The sequence below is a fragment of the Paenibacillus taichungensis genome, assembly GCF_047302525.1.
Lineage (GTDB): Bacteria > Bacillota > Bacilli > Paenibacillales > Paenibacillaceae > Paenibacillus > Paenibacillus taichungensis_B.
Genome location: NZ_CP168020.1, coordinates 503687 through 522309, shown reverse-complemented (window position 1 = coordinate 522309; position 18623 = coordinate 503687). Strand labels below are relative to the sequence as shown.

Below are 18623 nucleotides of genomic sequence, written 5' to 3'. Positions count from 1 at the left end.
GGAGTACAGCAGATCCTAACCATTAAATTCTACCTTATTGCAGGAAATAACCATAAATTACCGCATTCAGGAATAACAACAACGGAATGCCGATCGTAAAACTGGGATGTTTGGTCTTGTGACGTTTACGATACATTGCAATCCATACCCCCAATGCCCCACCAATAAAGGCCAGCAGAAACAGCGTTCGTTCGGGTGTACGGTCTCGACGGCGCTGCGCACGTTTCTTGTCGTCCGACATGACCAGGTAACCTACGACATTGATAAATAAAAACCACAGTATCAATCCGGTTTGCATATAATTCTAGCGGTCCCCCTGTCCCGGGACATCTCCCTGTACCTCCATTATAGTCCTCTGAAGGAACATGATCAACGCGAGAAGGGAACCGCAAAGATATTTAGAAGCAATGAATCCCGAATACCTAACCTATGACTCCTGTTTAGGAATACCATTCAGGTTTGGTGCTCTTTTTGCTGCCTTTTCGGGACGTACAGAGATACTCTCTTCCTGAATGCTGTCTTTGTTCTGCTGATTATGAATCTTCTCTGGTTTGTTATGTGGCATCTGCGTATCACCTCCTAGGCTTACGTTGCCTGAAAAAGGAGAATCTTATACGACAGTCTTACTCTCCCTTTTTCTCCATGGCTGCCTTCAACAGTTCTCCCAAATTGGAACCGATCGACTCCTGTTTCGCATATTGTTTGACCAGCTTTTGCTGATCACGTTTGTTCACATGCTGTTTGTCTTTATCCAACGTTTCCGTTATGCCGCAAGGCAGACATTGCACGTACAAACCTGCCTTACCCTCTTTAATTTCCATCTTTTTGTGACACTGTGCACAGCGACGGTTGGATAATCGTTTCTCTGCCGAACGACGATATCCGCAATCCTCCGTTGGACACACGAGGAACTTGCCACGTTTGCCTTTCTTCTCCAGTAAGCGGGCATTACAATCCGGGCAGTGACTATTGGATACATTATGCGGCTTATACTCCGCTTTGCTTCCTTTTACTGTAGATACAAGCTCTTTCGCCATCGAACGGATGCTCTCCAGGAAAGGCTCAGGCTTCCCTTGTCCACGGGCGATTCGTTCCAGCTCAGCTTCCCAGCGAGCTGTTAACTCCGGTGAACGCAGCTGTGGAGCAGCCAGTTCAATCAGCTGTTTTCCTTTTCCCGTTGGATGCATGCTGTTCCCTTGACGATCAATGGTGTCGGAACTGACCAGCTTCTCGATAATATCCGCTCGTGTAGCCGGAGTGCCCAGTCCATGCTTCTCCATTTGGGAAAGCAGCGCTGCCTCGGTATACCGTTTGGGCGGCATCGTCCGTCCACTTTTGATATGACAACGTTGAACCGTCACGGACTGACCTTGCTGCACGTCTGGCAAAAGCGCACGATCAAGGTCTGAGGAATCGTCAGCACGATCATCATCCTCATCGCTATAATCTCCGCCGTACACTTCCCGCCAGCCGCTTTCTTTCACCGTTGTGCCTTTCACATGAAAAGAATCGTTGCCCACCTGAACAGTGATCGCAACAGAATCGTACTTCGCAGCCGGATAGAACAAGCTGATAAAACGGCGTACGATCAAATCGTATAGCTTACGTTCCTCTGGATTCAGCTGATTGAGGAGAACCGTCTGTTCTGTTGGAATGATCGCATGGTGATCCGTTACCCTGCTGTCATCCACGATACGTTTGGTGATATTCAGATTTTTGCGCAACAACGGACGAGCCAGAGACGCATAGGGGCCAATCGCTACACTATCCAGTCGTTCTTTCAGCGTTCCCGTCATATCCGATGTCAGGTAACGGCTGTCTGTACGTGGGTAGGTTACCAGCTTGTGCTGTTCATAAAGACGTTGCAGCACATTCGATGTTTGCTTGGCGGAAAAACCATATTTTCGGTTGGCATCCCGTTGTAATTCCGTCAGGTCATAAGCCAGCGGATGCAGCTCAACCTTTTCACTTTTTTTCACTTGGGCAATCGAACCCTTACGACCCTCAATTCGTTTCTTCAATTCTTGTGTCTCTTGCGGATCAAAGATGCGTGAATCCCCACCTGCAGCGCGCCATACCGCCTGAAAATCTCCCAGATCGGCCGTTAACGTCTCATACTCCTGCGAGCGGAAACCGTTGATCTCATTTTCCCTGTCCATAATCATGCCAAGTGTAGGGGTCTGTACCCGTCCAGCCGACAATTGTGCATTAAATCGAACCGTCAATGCACGAGTCACGTTAAGGCCGATCATCCAATCGGCTTCTGCCCGGCAACGTGCCGATTCATAGAGACGATCAAACTGGCTGCCTGGCTTCAGTGATGTAAATCCATCCTTGATGGCCTTGTCCGTCTGGGATGATATCCACAGCCGTTTAAACGGCTTTTTCCACTGGGCCATTTGCATAATCCAGCGAGCCAGCAATTCACCCTCACGTGCTGCATCCGTTGCAATGACCAATTCACCAACATCCTGACGTTTCATCAGCTGCTGTACCGCTTTGTATTGATGGTTGGTCTCTTTGAGTACCTTCAGCTTGGTGCGATCAGGCAGAATCGGCAGATCCTCCAGATTCCAGGTTGCATACTTTTTGTCATAGTCCTCTGGTTCAGCCAATCCAACAAGATGCCCAAGCGCCCAGGTCACGATATATTTCGGGCCTTCCATATAGCTTTTATGTTTATCACGCGCTCCCATCACTCTGGCTATTTCTCGTGCCACAGATGGTTTTTCTGCGAGTACTAATGTTTTCAATCCATATCTTCCTTTCTTTGATAAACCTATGACTCTCTTGCTTCTATCGTAATTAAAAGAGTTCTTCTACTTCTATCTTTTCATTATATCATTTCATGGTATTGGTTTGCTTTGGCTTCACAAATAACGATTTGTCCCATAAGATGCCTATCTTCCGGCTCTTATGTAATATTAGTTAACACAATATTCTTCGACATTTTTCTTCCGCGCATGGAATTAGGAGCATTTGGTAGGTTCTATAGCGGAAAAATAGTATGTATACGTTTTTTTGGATAAAAATGAGTGTTGTAAGAATACCTTACATTTACTTAGAATGTGAAAAAAGCAACTATATCAGATTCGCCAACACACATCATTGATACACAGGAAGGGAGCGTGGATGCATGACTTATCATGGATCTGTATTGAAAAAAAGTGGGGCCTTGTTACTGGCCGGAGCGGTTGTTGTCACAACATGGGGAGGAACGGTTCCCTCAGCGTCAGCTGCAACGGCAACGCCTTCTAGCAAAACTACGGTTGCAGCCGTAACAGCTGGTAAGGTACCTGTCACAGCAGTAGCATTTGTTCAAGCCATGGAAGAAGCGGCTACACTTGCAGGTGTTCCTTTTTCCATGGACAAACTTTCCGGCACAACAGTACAGCGTAAAGATGCTGCTTTAGCTTTGCAAACCTGGCTGAAGCTGGAGTCCACTCCAGAATCGTTCAAGGATGTTCCGGATCAGGCGAGCTTTGCCGGTGCCGTTGGTGCGCTGAACACCGCGGGGTTGATGAAAGGATATACCGACGCACTCTTCCTTCCTAATGCAGTACTGACCCAAAATGATGTCGCTATATTGAAAGACCGCATTTATAACTACATAAAACCATTTGTTCTGGAGGAAGCAACCATTACGGATCTCCAGGCTGCCATGACGCAAGGAAAGCTGACATCCAAAGAACTCGTGCAGAAGTACTTGGATCGCATTGAAAAATATGATGATCAGGGTGTGAGCATTAACGCAGTCCTGACGTTGAACCCGGATGCCCTCAAAATCGCTGAAACGTTGGACGAAGAACGTGCAGCTCGGGGTGCCCGCGGACCTTTACATGGTATTCCGGTTTTAGTTAAAGATAACTTCGATACCAACGATATGCCTACAACCGCAGGCTGTATCTGTCTGAAAGATTCCGTACCTGCTCACGATGCTGAACAAGTGAAGAAGCTCAAAGCAGCCGGGGCCATTATTTTGGGCAAAACCAATCTGCATGAATTCGCATTCGGCATTACCACGTCCAGCTCACTGGGTGGACAAACACTGAATCCTTATGCGCTGGATCACTATCCAGGCGGGTCAAGTGGTGGTACGGGTGCCGCCATTGCCTCAAACTTTGCAGCTGCGGGCATGGGTACTGACACCGGCGGATCAATCCGTATCCCTTCCAGCTTCAACAGCCTTGTCGGTATTCGTCCAACAATCGGACTGTCCAGCCGTGAAGGAATCATCCCTCTTGCATTGACACAGGATGTCGGTGGTCCTATGGCTCGTACCGTAAGTGATGCCGCAATTATGCTGGATGCTACAGCCGGCTATGACAAAAACGATGTCGCTACAGCTTATGCTGTAGGCAAAATCCCTTCCAGCTATACTGACTTCCTGGATGTAAACGGTCTGAAAGGTGCACGGATCGGTGTGGCCACCGAACTCATCCCAAGTACCAAAGCTGAGGAAAAAGCCGTTGCTGACGTGATTAACAACGCTGTAGAAGAACTCAAAACGCTGGGAGCTACGGCAGTCCCAATCAGCATTCCAAACCTGGCGGAAATCAACAAATACCCAAGCTTGAGTGGATACGAGTTCAAATTCCAACTTAATGACTATCTGGAGTCTCTTGGTGACGAAGCCCCTTATCACAGCTTGTCCGAGATTATTGCTTCCGGACAGTTCGACAAGTCACAAGAACAGTCGATGAAGACTCGCGATGCACGGGAAACGTTGGAGACTGCCGAATATAAGGACATCGTCCTGAAACGCACCCAAATCACACGTGAGTCCTTGCTGAAAGTTATGGCGGACAACAACCTGGATGCCATCATCTATCCTACGTCCACGCAAGCCGCTGGTGTTATTGGCGAAGGACAAAACTCCGGTGGTAACAACCGCTTGAGTCCATTCTCTGGCTTCCCGGCAATTACTGTACCTGCTGGATTTACAACTGAAGGTCTGCCAGTAGGTATGGAATTCCTGGGCCGCGCCTTTGACGAAGGAACCTTGATCAAGCTGGCTTACAGCTATGAGCAAGGGACTCATCACCGCCAAGCACCAAAGCTCACGCCATAAATCGTTCATGGGATTAAACATTCTTTATTGCTACACACAAAAAAAGTCCATCCAAATTCATGTAGCCATGAATTTGGATGGACTTTTCACTATTTTGTCCGTTTTGTCTGCTACTGTTCAATAGATTACTTGTTCATTGTTTCTCTGTAGTGGCCTCTGTAGTGCCACTCTAACGGCTCCCAAGCCAAAACTGTGTTGGCTATTGCTGTTGCCAGTCACTAATCAAATAATCCTTTTTGGCCAGTTTTTCTTCCACTAAAAAGTTTTTCGTGCCTTCCAGCAGCTTCAATCCTTCCTCCGTAAACGCCGTATCCTTGATTTCACTGATCGGATTTACCTGCTTCGCCAGTTCAGGTGTAGTGTCCCCAATCTCAGCAAGGAACTGATAATATTCATCTTCATGTTGCTTAAGGTCAGCTAAAGCCTTCTGCCTGGCTTCATTCCATACTCGAGGAAAATCAGAGAATTTAGCGAGGAAATCCTCTCCTACAACTGTAACGCTGCTGCCTAGAAGATCTGGATGCTGTGAAGCATCATCCAGATGCGTATAGCCTTCGGAAATGAGCTTTAGCGCGGGTACACCCAGGTTGGTAGTTGCATCTACATCCCCTCTTGCCAATGCAGCTGTTGCATCCGGAGTTAACATATGAACCAGCTTGTAGTCGGTTACTCCTTCTTCCTGAAGCAGGCCGACCACGTAACGGTGCATGAAGGAACCTTTTTGAATTGCAATTGTTTTGCCTTGCAGCTCCTTAACTGTTTTTGGACCGTCCTTTTTACCAATCAGATAACCCACATTATTCACCATAGATTGAGTTATTAACCTGGTCTTCGCTCCGGAAGCATAAGCAATAATGGCTGGCGTATCGCCCAAGCTGCCAAAATCCAGCCGTCCGCTGATCAACGATTCCGTCTGGTCAGGCCCATTAGGGAATCCGGTCAGTTTCACTTCCGTAATACCGTATTTTTTTAGTTCCTCTTGAATAATACCTTTATATAGGCCCCACCCCTCGGCACCACCAGGCAAATTCAGCTTATTCGAGCCAATAAAACCATAATTGAGAATGGTCGGTATATCCTCTGACCTTTGACCACTTGTCGCCTTCGATTGACCTTCATCAGTTGAGCCTGTCGCGCTGTTGGTATTTCCTGAACCAACGTTATTCCCACAAGCCTGAAGAGTCAGTACTACCATAACAATGCTAACCAGAACCGACAGCCGCAGCCACATTGCAGTTGTCCCTCGGGTATTCTTCTCCTTGTATCTGTGTGCCTGTTTCATTGTTGGTTTCCCCCTTGAACATTTGCATCTTCAGAATCCGGCTCTCGCAGAGAGTTGTACCATGAAGTTATGACTTGCTACTGGCTTTCTGCCCTTGCCCCAGCCTACCTTCTCACGATATCCACCTAGAAATCCCTGCTCCTGAAGCTCCTGCTCGGTTATTCCGGTAAGTGCTTCGGAATCAGGTGCAACATACAAGGCATCCACTGGACAATACAGCTCACACATAAAACAGGTCTGACAGTCGTCCTGCCTTGCAATAACGGGTATTCCACCCTCTACTCGATCGAAGACATTGGTTGGACAGACGGCTACGCATTGGTTGCACTCTATACACTTGGTCGCACTGATGACTTCAATCACAAGGGAACACTCTCCTTCGCCACTTCCTCGGTTTTCACCCAGACCTGATCCAGGCCGCCACTGATCAGCCGATGATGCTGTGCCGTATCGGACTCTTTGTAATCCTCACGTTTGTGCATCCCTCTGGATTCCGTGCGGGCCAGTGCAGAGTTGTACATCCAACGGGCAGTTGCCGTCATGGCGGCTGCCTCCCGGGCCTTCACACCTTCCGGTGTTCGCTGAACCTGTATATTGCGTTGAATGCTCCATAACTCGTCAAGACGACCAAGCGCCGAGGACAAACCTTGCTCTGTACGGAACAAGTTCACTTCATAAGGCTTCACCTCAGCCTGCACAGCGGATACATATTCTGCTGTGCGAGCTGCCGTCCCTTGCTTCACTTGCCCTTGCACCAGAGGAGCAGAAGATAAGCCTGATGGATTACGTTTTGCAGCATTGTGCCCGAGCTCTAACACGTACCCTGCTGCACCCTCCCCGGCGAAAGACCCGGAAGACATCGCCCAGGCCGCATTATGGCTGCCACCTCCTGTAAATCCACCACAGATCAACTCTCGTGTAGCTGCATCTCCTGCTGCATAAAGACCTGGTACGCCAGTGGCACAATTTTCATCCGTCACCCGAATGCCGCCAGTTCCACGAACTGTCCCCTCCAGACGCAGCGTGATCGGGAATAACTCCTTGAATGGATTAATTCCAAGCCGATCAAACGGCAGGAAAAAGTTCGTTTGCGCTACTCTCAGCAACGGCTGTAGATCTTCTGGCGCCTGATCCAGTCTGGCGTAAACCTGACGTCCAGCCATCAGATGGCGAGCGATGACAGAGCGTCCCTTTTTGGAGCCTGCACCTTCAACAATGGTGCCATCTTCATGATAAAAGCTGGCATAATGGTAATAGGCCGTCTTCGTTACGGAAGAGAACGTCGGGCAGATGGCATAAGCATTGGAAAACTCCATGCCTGAAAGAGCCGCTCCCGCCTCGACTGCAAAAAGGTAGCCGTCGCCAGTAAGTACGTTGCAGCCCAACGCTTTGCTGAGAAATGCGCATCCTCCAGTCGCAATGACAACAGCCCCTGCATGAACAGTCCATGTTTTTCCACTCTGCGTTTGTACTCCGGCTGCACCTGCTACACCATATTCATCTGCAAGCAGCTCCATGGCTGGGCTATGATCCAATATTTTAACCCCTGCCCTTTTAACCAGCTTACGCATCAGTCGCATATATTCCGGCCCTTGCAGACCACGACGATGCTGCTGACCTTCTTCATTGATCGGAAAAGGGTACCCTGATACTCCCAGTCGATTCATATTGTCATATGTTCGATTCAGCACCCGATCCATCCAGCGATGCTCAGCTAGTTGACCTCCCATAAAATACCGGCTCGCCTTCGCTTCTTCCCGTAGCTTCTCATCAGGCTTCACATACCACACCCCTGTTCCAGAAGGGGCAGTGGCTCCGCTTGAGCCGCAATATCCCTTGTCAGCCAGTACCACTGAGGCTCCTTTGGCAGCTGCCGCGAGAGCTGCCCATGTACCCGCTGGTCCTCCACCAATAACCAGTACATCTGCCAAAAGGAATAATGAATCTTCTCGTACCGCTTCACTCATGTGCATTGACCTCCCTGAAATGTTCAGCCCTGGTAGCTGTCTCGCCAGAACAGAAATTTACGTTCTATCATACGAAAGAGCGAGTCTATCCCTTTGCCGACAATAGCGAAAATGAGAATACCGACAAAAATGATGGCCGTATTGGCATTCTGCTTACCCTCATTGATCAGAAATCCGATTCCAGACTGTGAGCCGATCAATTCCGCCACGACCAATCCAATCCAGGCTACGGCTAACGAGAGCCGGAGCCCCAACAAAATACCCGGTAGTGCTGCTGGAAGAATCAACCTGCGTATTCGCTGATACGGGCTGAAACCGAGTACCTGTGCTACTTCATATAGTTTTTTGTCCACCCCACGAATAGCCATAAAAGTGTTGATGTATAGAGGAAAAAAGGAACCACTCATAATAATGACCACCTTGGATACTTCTCCGAAGCCAAACCACAAAATAATCAGCGGTGCAATCGCCAGATGCGGCACAAGTCGAAGCACCTGTACGCTCGGGTCCAATATATATTCTGCTTGACGAAAGAGTCCGGTTAGGATCCCAAAACACAGTCCGAGTACCCCGCCAATCAGAAATCCCAATCCTGCACGGCCCATACTTACACCAAGATGATGGATTAGCTCTCCTGTTGCCACAAGCTCGGTCAATGCGCTGAGGATACTCAGTGGGGTTGGAAGAAATTCAGCCGATAACCACCCTATGCTGCCAGCAATCTGCCATAATGCCAGTGTACCCAGTGGAATCAGCGACCCGATGACCACATCCGACAGCGAGGTTTTCCATGAACGCGATGGTAGCTTTAAACGAGAGATTACTTTAGTCCGTCCAGCAACGATCGGAGCTGTTCCGCTGATATCTCTGGAGTCCAGCGCGCTTTTAGCTGTTTTCATTATGGCTTCCGTTCCCTCGTTCATAGTGCATCCCTCCTATCATTTCGAGCTTTGTCATTTATTCTTTAGCCTTTCAATTAACCTGAAATGCTGTCCTTCCATTGCAATAATCGCTGTTCCAGCAGTCGAACCAATGTATCGCTTAACAACCCTGCTGCAGCAAAAATGAATATTCCCACGAACACGACAGGTGTATCTGCGAACTGCCGAGCATCCGACATCATATAACCGATGCCTGAGCTGGAAGCAATCATCTCTGCCACGACCAGTGCCAGCCAAGAAAGCCCAAGTGACAATCGCACGCCAAGTATAACGTTTGGCACAGCCGCCGGAAGCACAAGGCGGGTAACTTGCTTGATCCGGCTGTAACCCAGCACCCGTGTCACCTCAAACAGCTTATTGTCCACCCCACGTATGCCCATAAAAGTTTGAATATATAAAGGAAAGAATGCAGCCTTTGCTATCAACAGCACCTTTGATTCCTCGCCTATACCAAACCAGAGAATGAATAAAGGTACAACCGCAAGGCTTGGAATCATACGAATCATTTGCAAAGTAGGGTCCAACAGTTTTTCTGATTTGCGAAACAAACCTACCAGAATACCGAAGAAGAGGCCAAGACCTCCGCCAAGAAAGAATCCCGCAAATGCTCTCATAGCGCTAATTTGCAGATTAGCCCACAAATCTCCCGAAACAACTAGAGTCACCAAAGCCACTGCGATGGTATAAGGGGTCGGGAACAGCATTTCCGAAATGATTTCGTAATGCCCCAAAGTCTGCCACAGTATAAGCACAATACCCGGCAAAATAAGACCTAATGCAAATTTTACTGCTTTGCCGGTTTTTTTATCGGTCGCTTTGAGCGTTGCCGCCTGTTCTGACATTAGATCATATCCTCCTCCACTCACTTAAACATATTTATTTTATTGAATTACTCGGATTAATAGTGGAATGAATGAATCAGGTTAACTTCATTTATACCCCGGCCCCATCCTTAAGTTCAAACTCTTCCAATTTCTCAAACTCACTTAATACCTTTAACCGAACTTCTTGAAATGAATTCGACGCTTTCTTTCGAGGATAAGGGAGATCAATAGGTACGATTTTTCGAATTTGTCCCGGGCGGGGTTCCAAAATGACCACACGCTCACCCAGAAAAACTGCCTCATCAATATCATGGGTTACAAAAATCATCGTTGTCTTGTTTGTGCGCCAAATATCTAGTAGTACCGACTGCATATGAGCCCGAGTGAATGCATCTAGCGCACCAAACGGTTCATCAAGCAGTAAAATTTGGGGACTTCGGAGCAGCGCTCGCGCAATGGCGACACGCTGGGCCATACCACCCGACAACTCACGCGGATAGGCTTGTTCAAATCCTTGCAATTTCACCAGTTCAATTAGTTCATTCACCTTCCGTCTGACTTCCGGTTTACCGAGCGGCAGATCAGAAGCGATGTTCTTCTCTACAGTGAGCCAGGGAAAGAGTCGGTGCTCCTGAAAAATAAAGCCCTTATCGATCCCTGGTCCTTTAATTTCGTTCCCATTCAGCGTTACGCTACCCGTATAACCGCGATCCAGTCCCGCTACGATACGCAACAAGGTGCTTTTTCCACAGCCACTTGGCCCTATAATCGTTATGAACTCCCCTTCTTTCACATGTAAATCCACATTATACAAAGCCTGGACCGACCCTCCTGTGGTATCAAACTTTTTGTTTAGTTGAGATATAGCCAATAACGTCTCACCCATTTGAGTCCCCCTCCCAGATGAAAAGTACAAAAAAGAGGTATCCTGCAAATATACCTTTGCAGGATACCTCTGTCTAAACAGTCGGTATATAAAATTATAGTAAAACAAAGTAAATCAATTGGAATTTGTATGATTAAATTATCATCTTTCCTTAAGCCTGTCAATACACAACATAAAATTACCCATAAATACACTAAAGGATTGAGCTTTATTTTACAGGACTGTCCGGTACACTCCATCTAAGCACAAGACCTGCGAAGGTCAGGCCGCCTCCAAAACCAAACAGGGCTATTTGATGCCCATGCTTTAATTTCCCTGCGTCTACTGCAAGCTGTAAAGCGAGCGGAATGGAAGCTGCCGAGGTATTTCCCCTGTACTCAACACTTGTTAAAGTGCGTTCCAGCGGAATAGGACCGCGTTCACAAACCGCTTCAATCATTCTTAGATTCGCACTATGGGGTACAAACCAATCGATCTGCTCCGGCTTCATCTCTGCTTTGGCTATAAGCCCACTCAATTGTTCTGGAATCGTGCGTACTGCCCACTTATAGATCTCTCTGCCATTCTGGACAAGGCATCCCTCACCCTCCAGAGGTACACCATTCATCTCAGAAGAAAGACCACTCTTATAGAGATGAATACCGCCTTCTCCACTCGTACCTGAGATGGCTGCCATAAAGTCACCTTTTCCAGCAGCTCTTTCTACCAAAAACGCTCCTGCCCCGTCGCCGAACAATACACATGTCGTACGATCTGTATAATCGGTAATCTTGGACAACGTCTCTGCTCCAATAACCAACACTTTATGATACATACCACTGGTTACCAGACTGTCAGCCAACTGCAATCCATACGTAAATCCTGCACATGCCGCATTCAAATCAAGTACTCCCGTATGTGGAATCTTGAGATTCGCCTGTACTCTAGATGCTGTGCTGGGAAATGAATATTCAGGTGTGCTGGTAGCAACCAAAATCATATCCACATCTTCTACGCTAACATTATAACGGCGCATCATATCTTCTACAGCCTTGGTGGCCAGGTCAGATACAAATTGATCATCAGCTGCTATGCGCCGTTCTCTCATCCCTGTACGCTGTACAATCCATTCATCACTCGTGTCGACCAGCTTCTCCAAATCAGCATTGCTTAATATTCGATCCGGTACATACGTACCCATTGCGGTAATGGTTGACATTGATTGATTCATACCGGTAGTCACCTCGTTTGTTTTTTATATCATTATAGCACTAAGTATTAGTACTTGGTACTAATTTTAAAAAAATATTTATTATGATTCATTCGTCAGTTGTTTATTTTAAGCGCTCTCTTCATCCTATTACCCAGAGTCATGCAAACTATCGCATGCATTTTTGATGAAGAATTGTGGATATCCTCTGAGTAACATGAAGAATGCCTTAATTAAATGCGTTTTCTATAGACAGTCCATTCCAACAGGAGGAAAATAAACAGATTGCCCTACATTACTAAAGAATAGAGATGATGTATACCCATGAAAAATGAATTTAATATCCTTGCGATTTCCGGAAGCCTGCGCAATCAGTCCTCCAATACGTTACTAATGCATGCCATGATTAAGCTAGCTCCTCCTAACCTTAAGTTTGGAGTATATGGTGGATTAAATGATCTACCGCATTTTAACCCTGACCTCGATGTCGAGGAAGGTCCTGAGTCCGTGCAGAATTTGAGAGCCCAACTGAAGCATTCGGATGGAGTCCTTATCTGCACGCCCGAGTATGGAAACGGAGTTCCTGGGGTCTTAAAAAACGCATTAGATTGGATCGTATCTTCAGGAGAATGGCTCAATAAACCCACCGTTGCCATCGCTGCTTCTCCAAGCCCCATGGGCGGTGACAAAGCCCATGCTTCACTATTGCTGACGTTAAACATGATTAATGCTCAAGTCTTACATGAGGCCTCTCTAACCATTCCTCATATTACATTGAAGATGAATAAACAAGGAGTCATCGTTGATTCAGAGACCCAGCATGCATTGGAGAACTCGCTTTTAAGCCTAGGGGATGCATGCAACCAAATGGATAAATAGACAGAGAGTCTGCTTAAATTAAACTGACTATACAGAAATGAACAGCCTAAAAAGATTTAACACATCCACATAAATTAAAATAAAAAAAACAGCCCTGGATTTTCTCCGGGCTGTTACGGTTTATATTAGATACCTCGTATTAAACAAATAAAAACCACCACCGAATAACATCGGCAGTGGTTCTTTGCTTGGCGGCGTCCTACTCTCCCAGGACCCTGCGGTCCAAGTACCATCGGCGCTAGAGGGCTTAACGGTCGTGTTCGGGATGGGTACGTGTGGAACCCCTCCGCCATCGCCACCAAACGCATTGCTTAGCTTACATTCAGAGATCATTCTCTGAAAACTAGATCCGAAACGAAATGTGCGACTTACAACTTGCATATTGGATAAGCCCTCGACCGATTAGTACTGGTCAGCTCCATGCATTGCTGCACTTCCACCCCCAGCCTATCTACCTCGTCGTCTTCAAGGGGTCTTACATACTGGGAAATCTCATCTTGAGGGGGGCTTCACGCTTAGATGCTTTCAGCGCTTATCCCTTCCGTACATAGCTACCCAGCGGTGCTCCTGGCGGAACAACTGGTACACCAGCGGTACGTCCATCCCGGTCCTCTCGTACTAAGGACAGCTCCTCTCAAATTTCCTACGCCCACGACAGATAGGGACCGAACTGTCTCACGACGTTCTGAACCCAGCTCGCGTACCGCTTTAATGGGCGAACAGCCCAACCCTTGGGACCTACTTCAGCCCCAGGATGCGATGAGCCGACATCGAGGTGCCAAACCTCCCCGTCGATGTGGACTCTTGGGGGAGATAAGCCTGTTATCCCCAGGGTAGCTTTTATCCGTTGAGCGATGGCCCTTCCATGCGGTACCACCGGATCACTAAGCCCGACTTTCGTCCCTGCTCGACTTGTAGGTCTCGCAGTCAAGCTCCCTTATGCCTTTGCACTCTTCGAATGATTTCCAACCATTCTGAGGGAACCTTTGGGCGCCTCCGTTACTCTTTAGGAGGCGACCGCCCCAGTCAAACTGCCCACCTGACACTGTCCCCGCACCGGATTACGGTACCAGGTTAGAACCTAGATACGATCAGGGTGGTATCCCAACGGTGCCTCCACGCAAGCTGGCGCTCACGTTTCAAAGGCTCCCACCTATCCTGTACAGATCGTACCCAAATTCAATATCAAGCTGCAGTAAAGCTCCATGGGGTCTTTCCGTCTTGTCGCGGGTAACCTGCATCTTCACAGGTATTAAAATTTCACCGGATCTCTCGTTGAGACAGCGCCCAAGTCGTTACGCCATTCGTGCGGGTCAGAATTTACCTGACAAGGAATTTCGCTACCTTAGGACCGTTATAGTTACGGCCGCCGTTTACTGGGGCTTCGGTTCACAGCTTCGGATTGCTCCTAACCGCTCCCCTTAACCTTCCAGCACCGGGCAGGCGTCAGCCCGTATACTTCGCCTTACGGCTTCGCACAGACCTGTGTTTTTGCTAAACAGTCGCTTGGGCCTTTTCACTGCGGCCCCCTCGTGCTATTCACACTACCGGGGCACCCCTTCTCCCGAAGTTACGGGGTCATTTTGCCGAGTTCCTTAACGAGAGTTCTTCCGCGCGCCTTAGAATTCTCTTCTCGCCTACCTGTGTCGGTTTGCGGTACGGGCACCATCACCTGGCTAGAGGCTTTTCTTGGCAGTGTGAGATCATGACCTTCGCTACTATAATTTTCGCTCCCCATCACAGCCCAGCCTTACGATGTGCGGATTTGCCTACACATCAGCCTCACTGCTTAGACGGACATCCATCAGTCCGCGTCACTACCCTGCTGCGTCCCCCCATTGCTCATAACGGCTTACGGTGGTACAGGAATTTCGACCTGTTGTCCTTCGACTACGCCTTTCGGCCTCGCCTTAGGTCCCGACTTACCCTGAGCGGACGAGCCTTCCTCAGGAACCCTTAGGCTTTCGGCGGATCAGATTCTCACTGATCTTTTCGTTACTCATACCGGCATTCTCACTTGTATAATGTCCAGCGCTCCTTACGGTACACCTTCAACCCTTATACAACGCTCCCCTACCCCTGATGCAAAGCATCAAGCCATAGCTTCGGTGGTGTGTTTAGCCCCGTTACATTTTCGGCGCAGAGTCACTCGACCAGTGAGCTATTACGCACTCTTTCAATGGTGGCTGCTTCTAAGCCAACATCCTGGTTGTCTGTGCAACTCCACATCCTTTCCCACTTAACACACACTTGGGGACCTTAGCTGATGGTCTGGGCTGTTTCCCTTTTGACAATGGATCTTAGCACTCACTGTCTGACTCCCGGAAGTAAGTCTATGGCATTCGGAGTTTGACTGAGCTTGGTAACCCTTGCGGGCCCCGCACCCAATCAGTGCTCTACCTCCACGACTCTGTTTTCCGAGGCTAGCCCTAAAGCTATTTCGGGGAGAACCAGCTATCTCCGAGTTCGATTGGAATTTCTCCGCTACCCCCACCTCATCCCCGCATTTTTCAACATGCGTGGGTTCGGGCCTCCAGTGCGTGTTACCGCACCTTCACCCTGGACAGGGGTAGATCACCCGGTTTCGGGTCTACGTCCACGTACTAAGTCGCCCTATTCAGACTCGCTTTCGCTGCGGCTCCGGCTCTTCACCTTAACCTTGCACGGGAACGTAACTCGCCGGTTCATTCTACAAAAGGCACGCCATCACCCCTAAAACGGGCTCTGACTTTTTGTAAGCACACGGTTTCAGGTTCTATTTCACTCCCCTTCCGGGGTGCTTTTCACCTTTCCCTCACGGTACTGCTTCACTATCGGTCGCTAGGAAGTATTTAGCCTTGGCAGATGGTCCTGCCGGATTCATACGGGGTTTCACGTGCCCCGCACTACTCGGGATACATCTCGGAGAGAACCAACTTTCAAGTACAGGGCTTTTACCTTCTTTGGCGGGCCTTTCCAGACCTCTTCGTTTAACCGGTTCCTTTGTAACTCCATGTGAGACGTCCCACAACCCCAAAGAGCAAGCTCTCTGGTTTGGGCTTCTCCGCGTTCGCTCGCCGCTACTGACGGAATCACTATTGTTTTCTCTTCCTCAAGGTACTTAGATGTTTCAGTTCCCTTGGTATGCCTCTGCATAACCTATGTATTCAGTTATGAGTAACTGGAAATTACCCCAGCTGGGTTTCCCCATTCGGACACCCCCGGATCAAAGCTTGCTTACAGCTCCCCGAGGCAGTTTCGTTGTTCGCCACGTCCTTCATCGGCTCCTAGCGCCTAGGCATCCTCCGTGTGCTCTTAGTAGCTTAACCATATCGCTCGTGTTCGAGCTGTCTCTTCCCTTGTTTTGCTTGCGCAAAGCCAAAAGTCGTTCCATTTCGATCACTCGCTCATGCAATCTACCTTATAAACACTTCACTTGTTTACACAAGATCAGCTTAAAGGAATGTTCTAATTCGCAAAATTTCGTTTCGATATCTAGTTTTCAAAGAACAAGCTCCATGCAAAAGCAAGCTGTTTGAGAGTTTGAGCTCTCAAAACTGAGCAACGAGTGAGTAGTTTTGCAGATCAAGTCTGCGTATTTGAATGTTTCCACGCGGGAAACGATTCTCCATAGAAAGGAGGTGATCCAGCCGCACCTTCCGATACGGCTACCTTGTTACGACTTCACCCCAATCATCTATCCCACCTTCGGCGGCTGGCTCCTTGCGGTTACCCCACCGACTTCGGGTGTTATAAACTCTCGTGGTGTGACGGGCGGTGTGTACAAGACCCGGGAACGTATTCACCGCGGCATGCTGATCCGCGATTACTAGCAATTCCGACTTCATGCAGGCGAGTTGCAGCCTGCAATCCGAACTGAGACCGGCTTTTTAGGATTCGTTCCACCTCGCGGCTTCACAGCCCGTTGTACCGGCCATTGTAGTACGTGTGTAGCCCAGGTCATAAGGGGCATGATGATTTGACGTCATCCCCACCTTCCTCCGGTTTGTCACCGGCAGTCACCTTAGAGTGCCCACCCGAAGTGCTGGCAACTAAGATCAAGGGTTGCGCTCGTTGCGGGACTTAACCCAACATCTCACGACACGAGCTGACGACAACCATGCACCACCTGTCTCCTCTGTCCCGAAGGAAAGATACATCTCTGTACCGATCAGAGGGATGTCAAGACCTGGTAAGGTTCTTCGCGTTGCTTCGAATTAAACCACATACTCCACTGCTTGTGCGGGTCCCCGTCAATTCCTTTGAGTTTCAGTCTTGCGACCGTACTCCCCAGGCGGAGTGCTTAATGTGTTAACTTCGGCACCAAGGGTATCGAAACCCCTAACACCTAGCACTCATCGTTTACGGCGTGGACTACCAGGGTATCTAATCCTGTTTGCTCCCCACGCTTTCGCGCCTCAGCGTCAGTTACAGCCCAGAGAGTCGCCTTCGCCACTGGTGTTCCTCCACATATCTACGCATTTCACCGCTACACGTGGAATTCCACTCTCCTCTTCTGCACTCAAGTCACCCAGTTTCCAGTGCGATCCGGGGTTGAGCCCCGGGATTAAACACCAGACTTAAATGACCACCTGCGCGCGCTTTACGCCCAATAATTCCGGACAACGCTTGCCCCCTACGTATTACCGCGGCTGCTGGCACGTAGTTAGCCGGGGCTTTCTTCTCAGGTACCGTCACCTTGAGAGCAGTTACTCTCCCAAGCGTTCTTCCCTGGCAACAGAGCTTTACGATCCGAAAACCTTCATCACTCACGCGGCATTGCTCCGTCAGGCTTTCGCCCATTGCGGAAGATTCCCTACTGCTGCCTCCCGTAGGAGTCTGGGCCGTGTCTCAGTCCCAGTGTGGCCGATCACCCTCTCAGGTCGGCTACGCATCGTCGCCTTGGTGAGCCGTTACCCCACCAACTAGCTAATGCGCCGCAGGCCCATCCCCAAGTGACAGATTGCTCCGTCTTTCCAGTTCTCTTCAGGAGAAGAAAACAACTATTCGGTATTAGCTACCGTTTCCGGTAGTTGTCCCAAACTTGAGGGCAGGTTGCCTACGTGTTACTCACCCGTCCGCCGCTAACTATCAGAGAAGCAAGCTTCTCATCAAGTCCGCTCGACTTGCATGTATTAGGCATGCCGCCAGCGTTCGTCCTGAGCCAGGATCAAACTCTCCAATAAAGTATTGAAAAGAGCGATAAGCTCATTTTGAAACTGACGAGATTAAAAATCTCATTTGTGCTCCAGTCGATTCAAGCCAAGGCTTGTCTCAAACTTTCGCGTTCATTCTGCAAGCAGAATGTTTACTCACTCGTTGTTCAGTTTTCAAAGATCAAACTTGTTTCACTGCCGGGTGTTGTTCACCTCAGCAACTTTTATATCTTATCACATCCGAACCAACTTTGCAAGCTCTTTTTTTAAGTTTCTTTCGAAGCTTATTTGTTTCGCTTGCCGCACTGTGTTTCTCGTGTTTTCTTGGCCGGAATTAGAATATACCATGTACAGATTCGGAACGCAAGCTTTATTTTCAATTTATCTGTTAGCGGTTCTCTTCTTCTTCCCTACTCCTATTATACCTTATACGATACCCATCCCTCATC

The 18623-nt window shown here is 48.6% G+C and carries 12 protein-coding genes and 3 rRNA genes; 2 read left to right on the top strand and 13 right to left on the bottom strand.

What is annotated here, in order from left to right; translation table 11 throughout:
- Positions 1–34 precede the first annotated feature (34 nt).
- The 3 genes from ACDJ58_RS02485 to ACDJ58_RS02475 form a co-directional block, all read right to left on the bottom strand.
- Complete coding sequence (locus tag ACDJ58_RS02485) at positions 35–298, bottom strand: DUF1294 domain-containing protein (RefSeq protein ID WP_063568208.1); 264 nt, start codon at positions 296–298, stop codon at positions 35–37.
- A 129-nt stretch (positions 299–427) separates the two neighbouring features.
- Positions 428–565: a hypothetical protein gene (locus ACDJ58_RS02480; RefSeq protein ID WP_162842470.1), complete on the bottom strand. Its 138-nt coding sequence runs from the start codon at positions 563–565 to the stop codon at positions 428–430.
- Positions 566–623: 58 nt separating this feature from the next.
- Positions 624–2753, bottom strand: a complete 2130-nt coding sequence (locus tag ACDJ58_RS02475; protein WP_413375200.1) for a DNA topoisomerase III — start codon at positions 2751–2753, stop codon at positions 624–626.
- 383 nt (positions 2754–3136) lie between these two features.
- On the opposite strand from ACDJ58_RS02475, the gene ACDJ58_RS02470 reads away from it, so the two are divergent.
- Positions 3137–5071 carry an amidase family protein gene (locus tag ACDJ58_RS02470; RefSeq protein WP_413375198.1) on the top strand — a complete coding sequence of 645 codons (1935 nt, stop codon included), beginning with the start codon at positions 3137–3139 and terminating at the stop codon, positions 5069–5071.
- A gap of 199 nt (positions 5072–5270) precedes the next feature.
- On the opposite strand, the gene ACDJ58_RS02465 is transcribed toward ACDJ58_RS02470, so the two are convergent.
- The 7 genes from ACDJ58_RS02465 to ACDJ58_RS02435 form a co-directional block, all read right to left on the bottom strand.
- Positions 5271–6353 carry an ABC transporter substrate-binding protein gene (locus tag ACDJ58_RS02465; protein WP_400349058.1) on the bottom strand — a complete coding sequence of 361 codons (1083 nt, stop codon included), beginning with the start codon at positions 6351–6353 and terminating at the stop codon, positions 5271–5273.
- A 30-nt stretch (positions 6354–6383) separates the two neighbouring features.
- A complete protein-coding gene (locus ACDJ58_RS02460; RefSeq protein WP_063568212.1) occupies positions 6384–6716 on the bottom strand; it encodes a ferredoxin family protein in 333 nt (110 codons plus the stop codon).
- Positions 6713–8320: an FAD-dependent oxidoreductase gene (locus ACDJ58_RS02455; protein ID WP_413375196.1), complete on the bottom strand. Its 1608-nt coding sequence runs from the start codon at positions 8318–8320 to the stop codon at positions 6713–6715. Before ACDJ58_RS02455 ends, ACDJ58_RS02460 begins: the two co-directional genes overlap by 4 nt.
- A gap of 23 nt (positions 8321–8343) precedes the next feature.
- Positions 8344–9243 carry an ABC transporter permease gene (locus tag ACDJ58_RS02450; protein WP_413375194.1) on the bottom strand — a complete coding sequence of 300 codons (900 nt, stop codon included), beginning with the start codon at positions 9241–9243 and terminating at the stop codon, positions 8344–8346.
- A 53-nt stretch (positions 9244–9296) separates the two neighbouring features.
- Entirely contained in the window at positions 9297–10103 is an 807-nt protein-coding gene (locus ACDJ58_RS02445; protein ID WP_413375192.1) for an ABC transporter permease, read from the bottom strand.
- A 91-nt stretch (positions 10104–10194) separates the two neighbouring features.
- Positions 10195–10971 (bottom strand): ABC transporter ATP-binding protein, encoded by a 777-nt coding sequence (locus ACDJ58_RS02440; protein WP_413375190.1) that lies wholly within the window; start codon positions 10969–10971, stop codon positions 10195–10197.
- Positions 10972–11179: 208 nt separating this feature from the next.
- Entirely contained in the window at positions 11180–12181 is a 1002-nt protein-coding gene (locus tag ACDJ58_RS02435; protein ID WP_413375188.1) for a ketoacyl-ACP synthase III, read from the bottom strand.
- 303 nt (positions 12182–12484) lie between these two features.
- On the opposite strand from ACDJ58_RS02435, the gene ACDJ58_RS02430 reads away from it, so the two are divergent.
- On the top strand, positions 12485–13039 hold the full coding sequence (locus tag ACDJ58_RS02430; protein ID WP_413375186.1) for an NADPH-dependent FMN reductase: 555 nt from the start codon (positions 12485–12487) through the stop codon (positions 13037–13039).
- 186 nt (positions 13040–13225) lie between these two features.
- Here ACDJ58_RS02430 and rrf read toward each other — a convergent pair.
- From rrf to ACDJ58_RS02415, 3 genes are all read right to left on the bottom strand, one after another.
- Positions 13226–13342 (bottom strand): 5S ribosomal RNA (rrf, locus tag ACDJ58_RS02425).
- A gap of 79 nt (positions 13343–13421) precedes the next feature.
- A 23S ribosomal RNA gene (locus tag ACDJ58_RS02420) occupies positions 13422–16347 on the bottom strand.
- A gap of 305 nt (positions 16348–16652) precedes the next feature.
- Positions 16653–18204, bottom strand: a 16S ribosomal RNA gene (locus tag ACDJ58_RS02415).
- The 16S, 23S and 5S rRNA genes sit together here, the layout of an rRNA operon.
- Positions 18205–18623 lie beyond the last annotated feature (419 nt).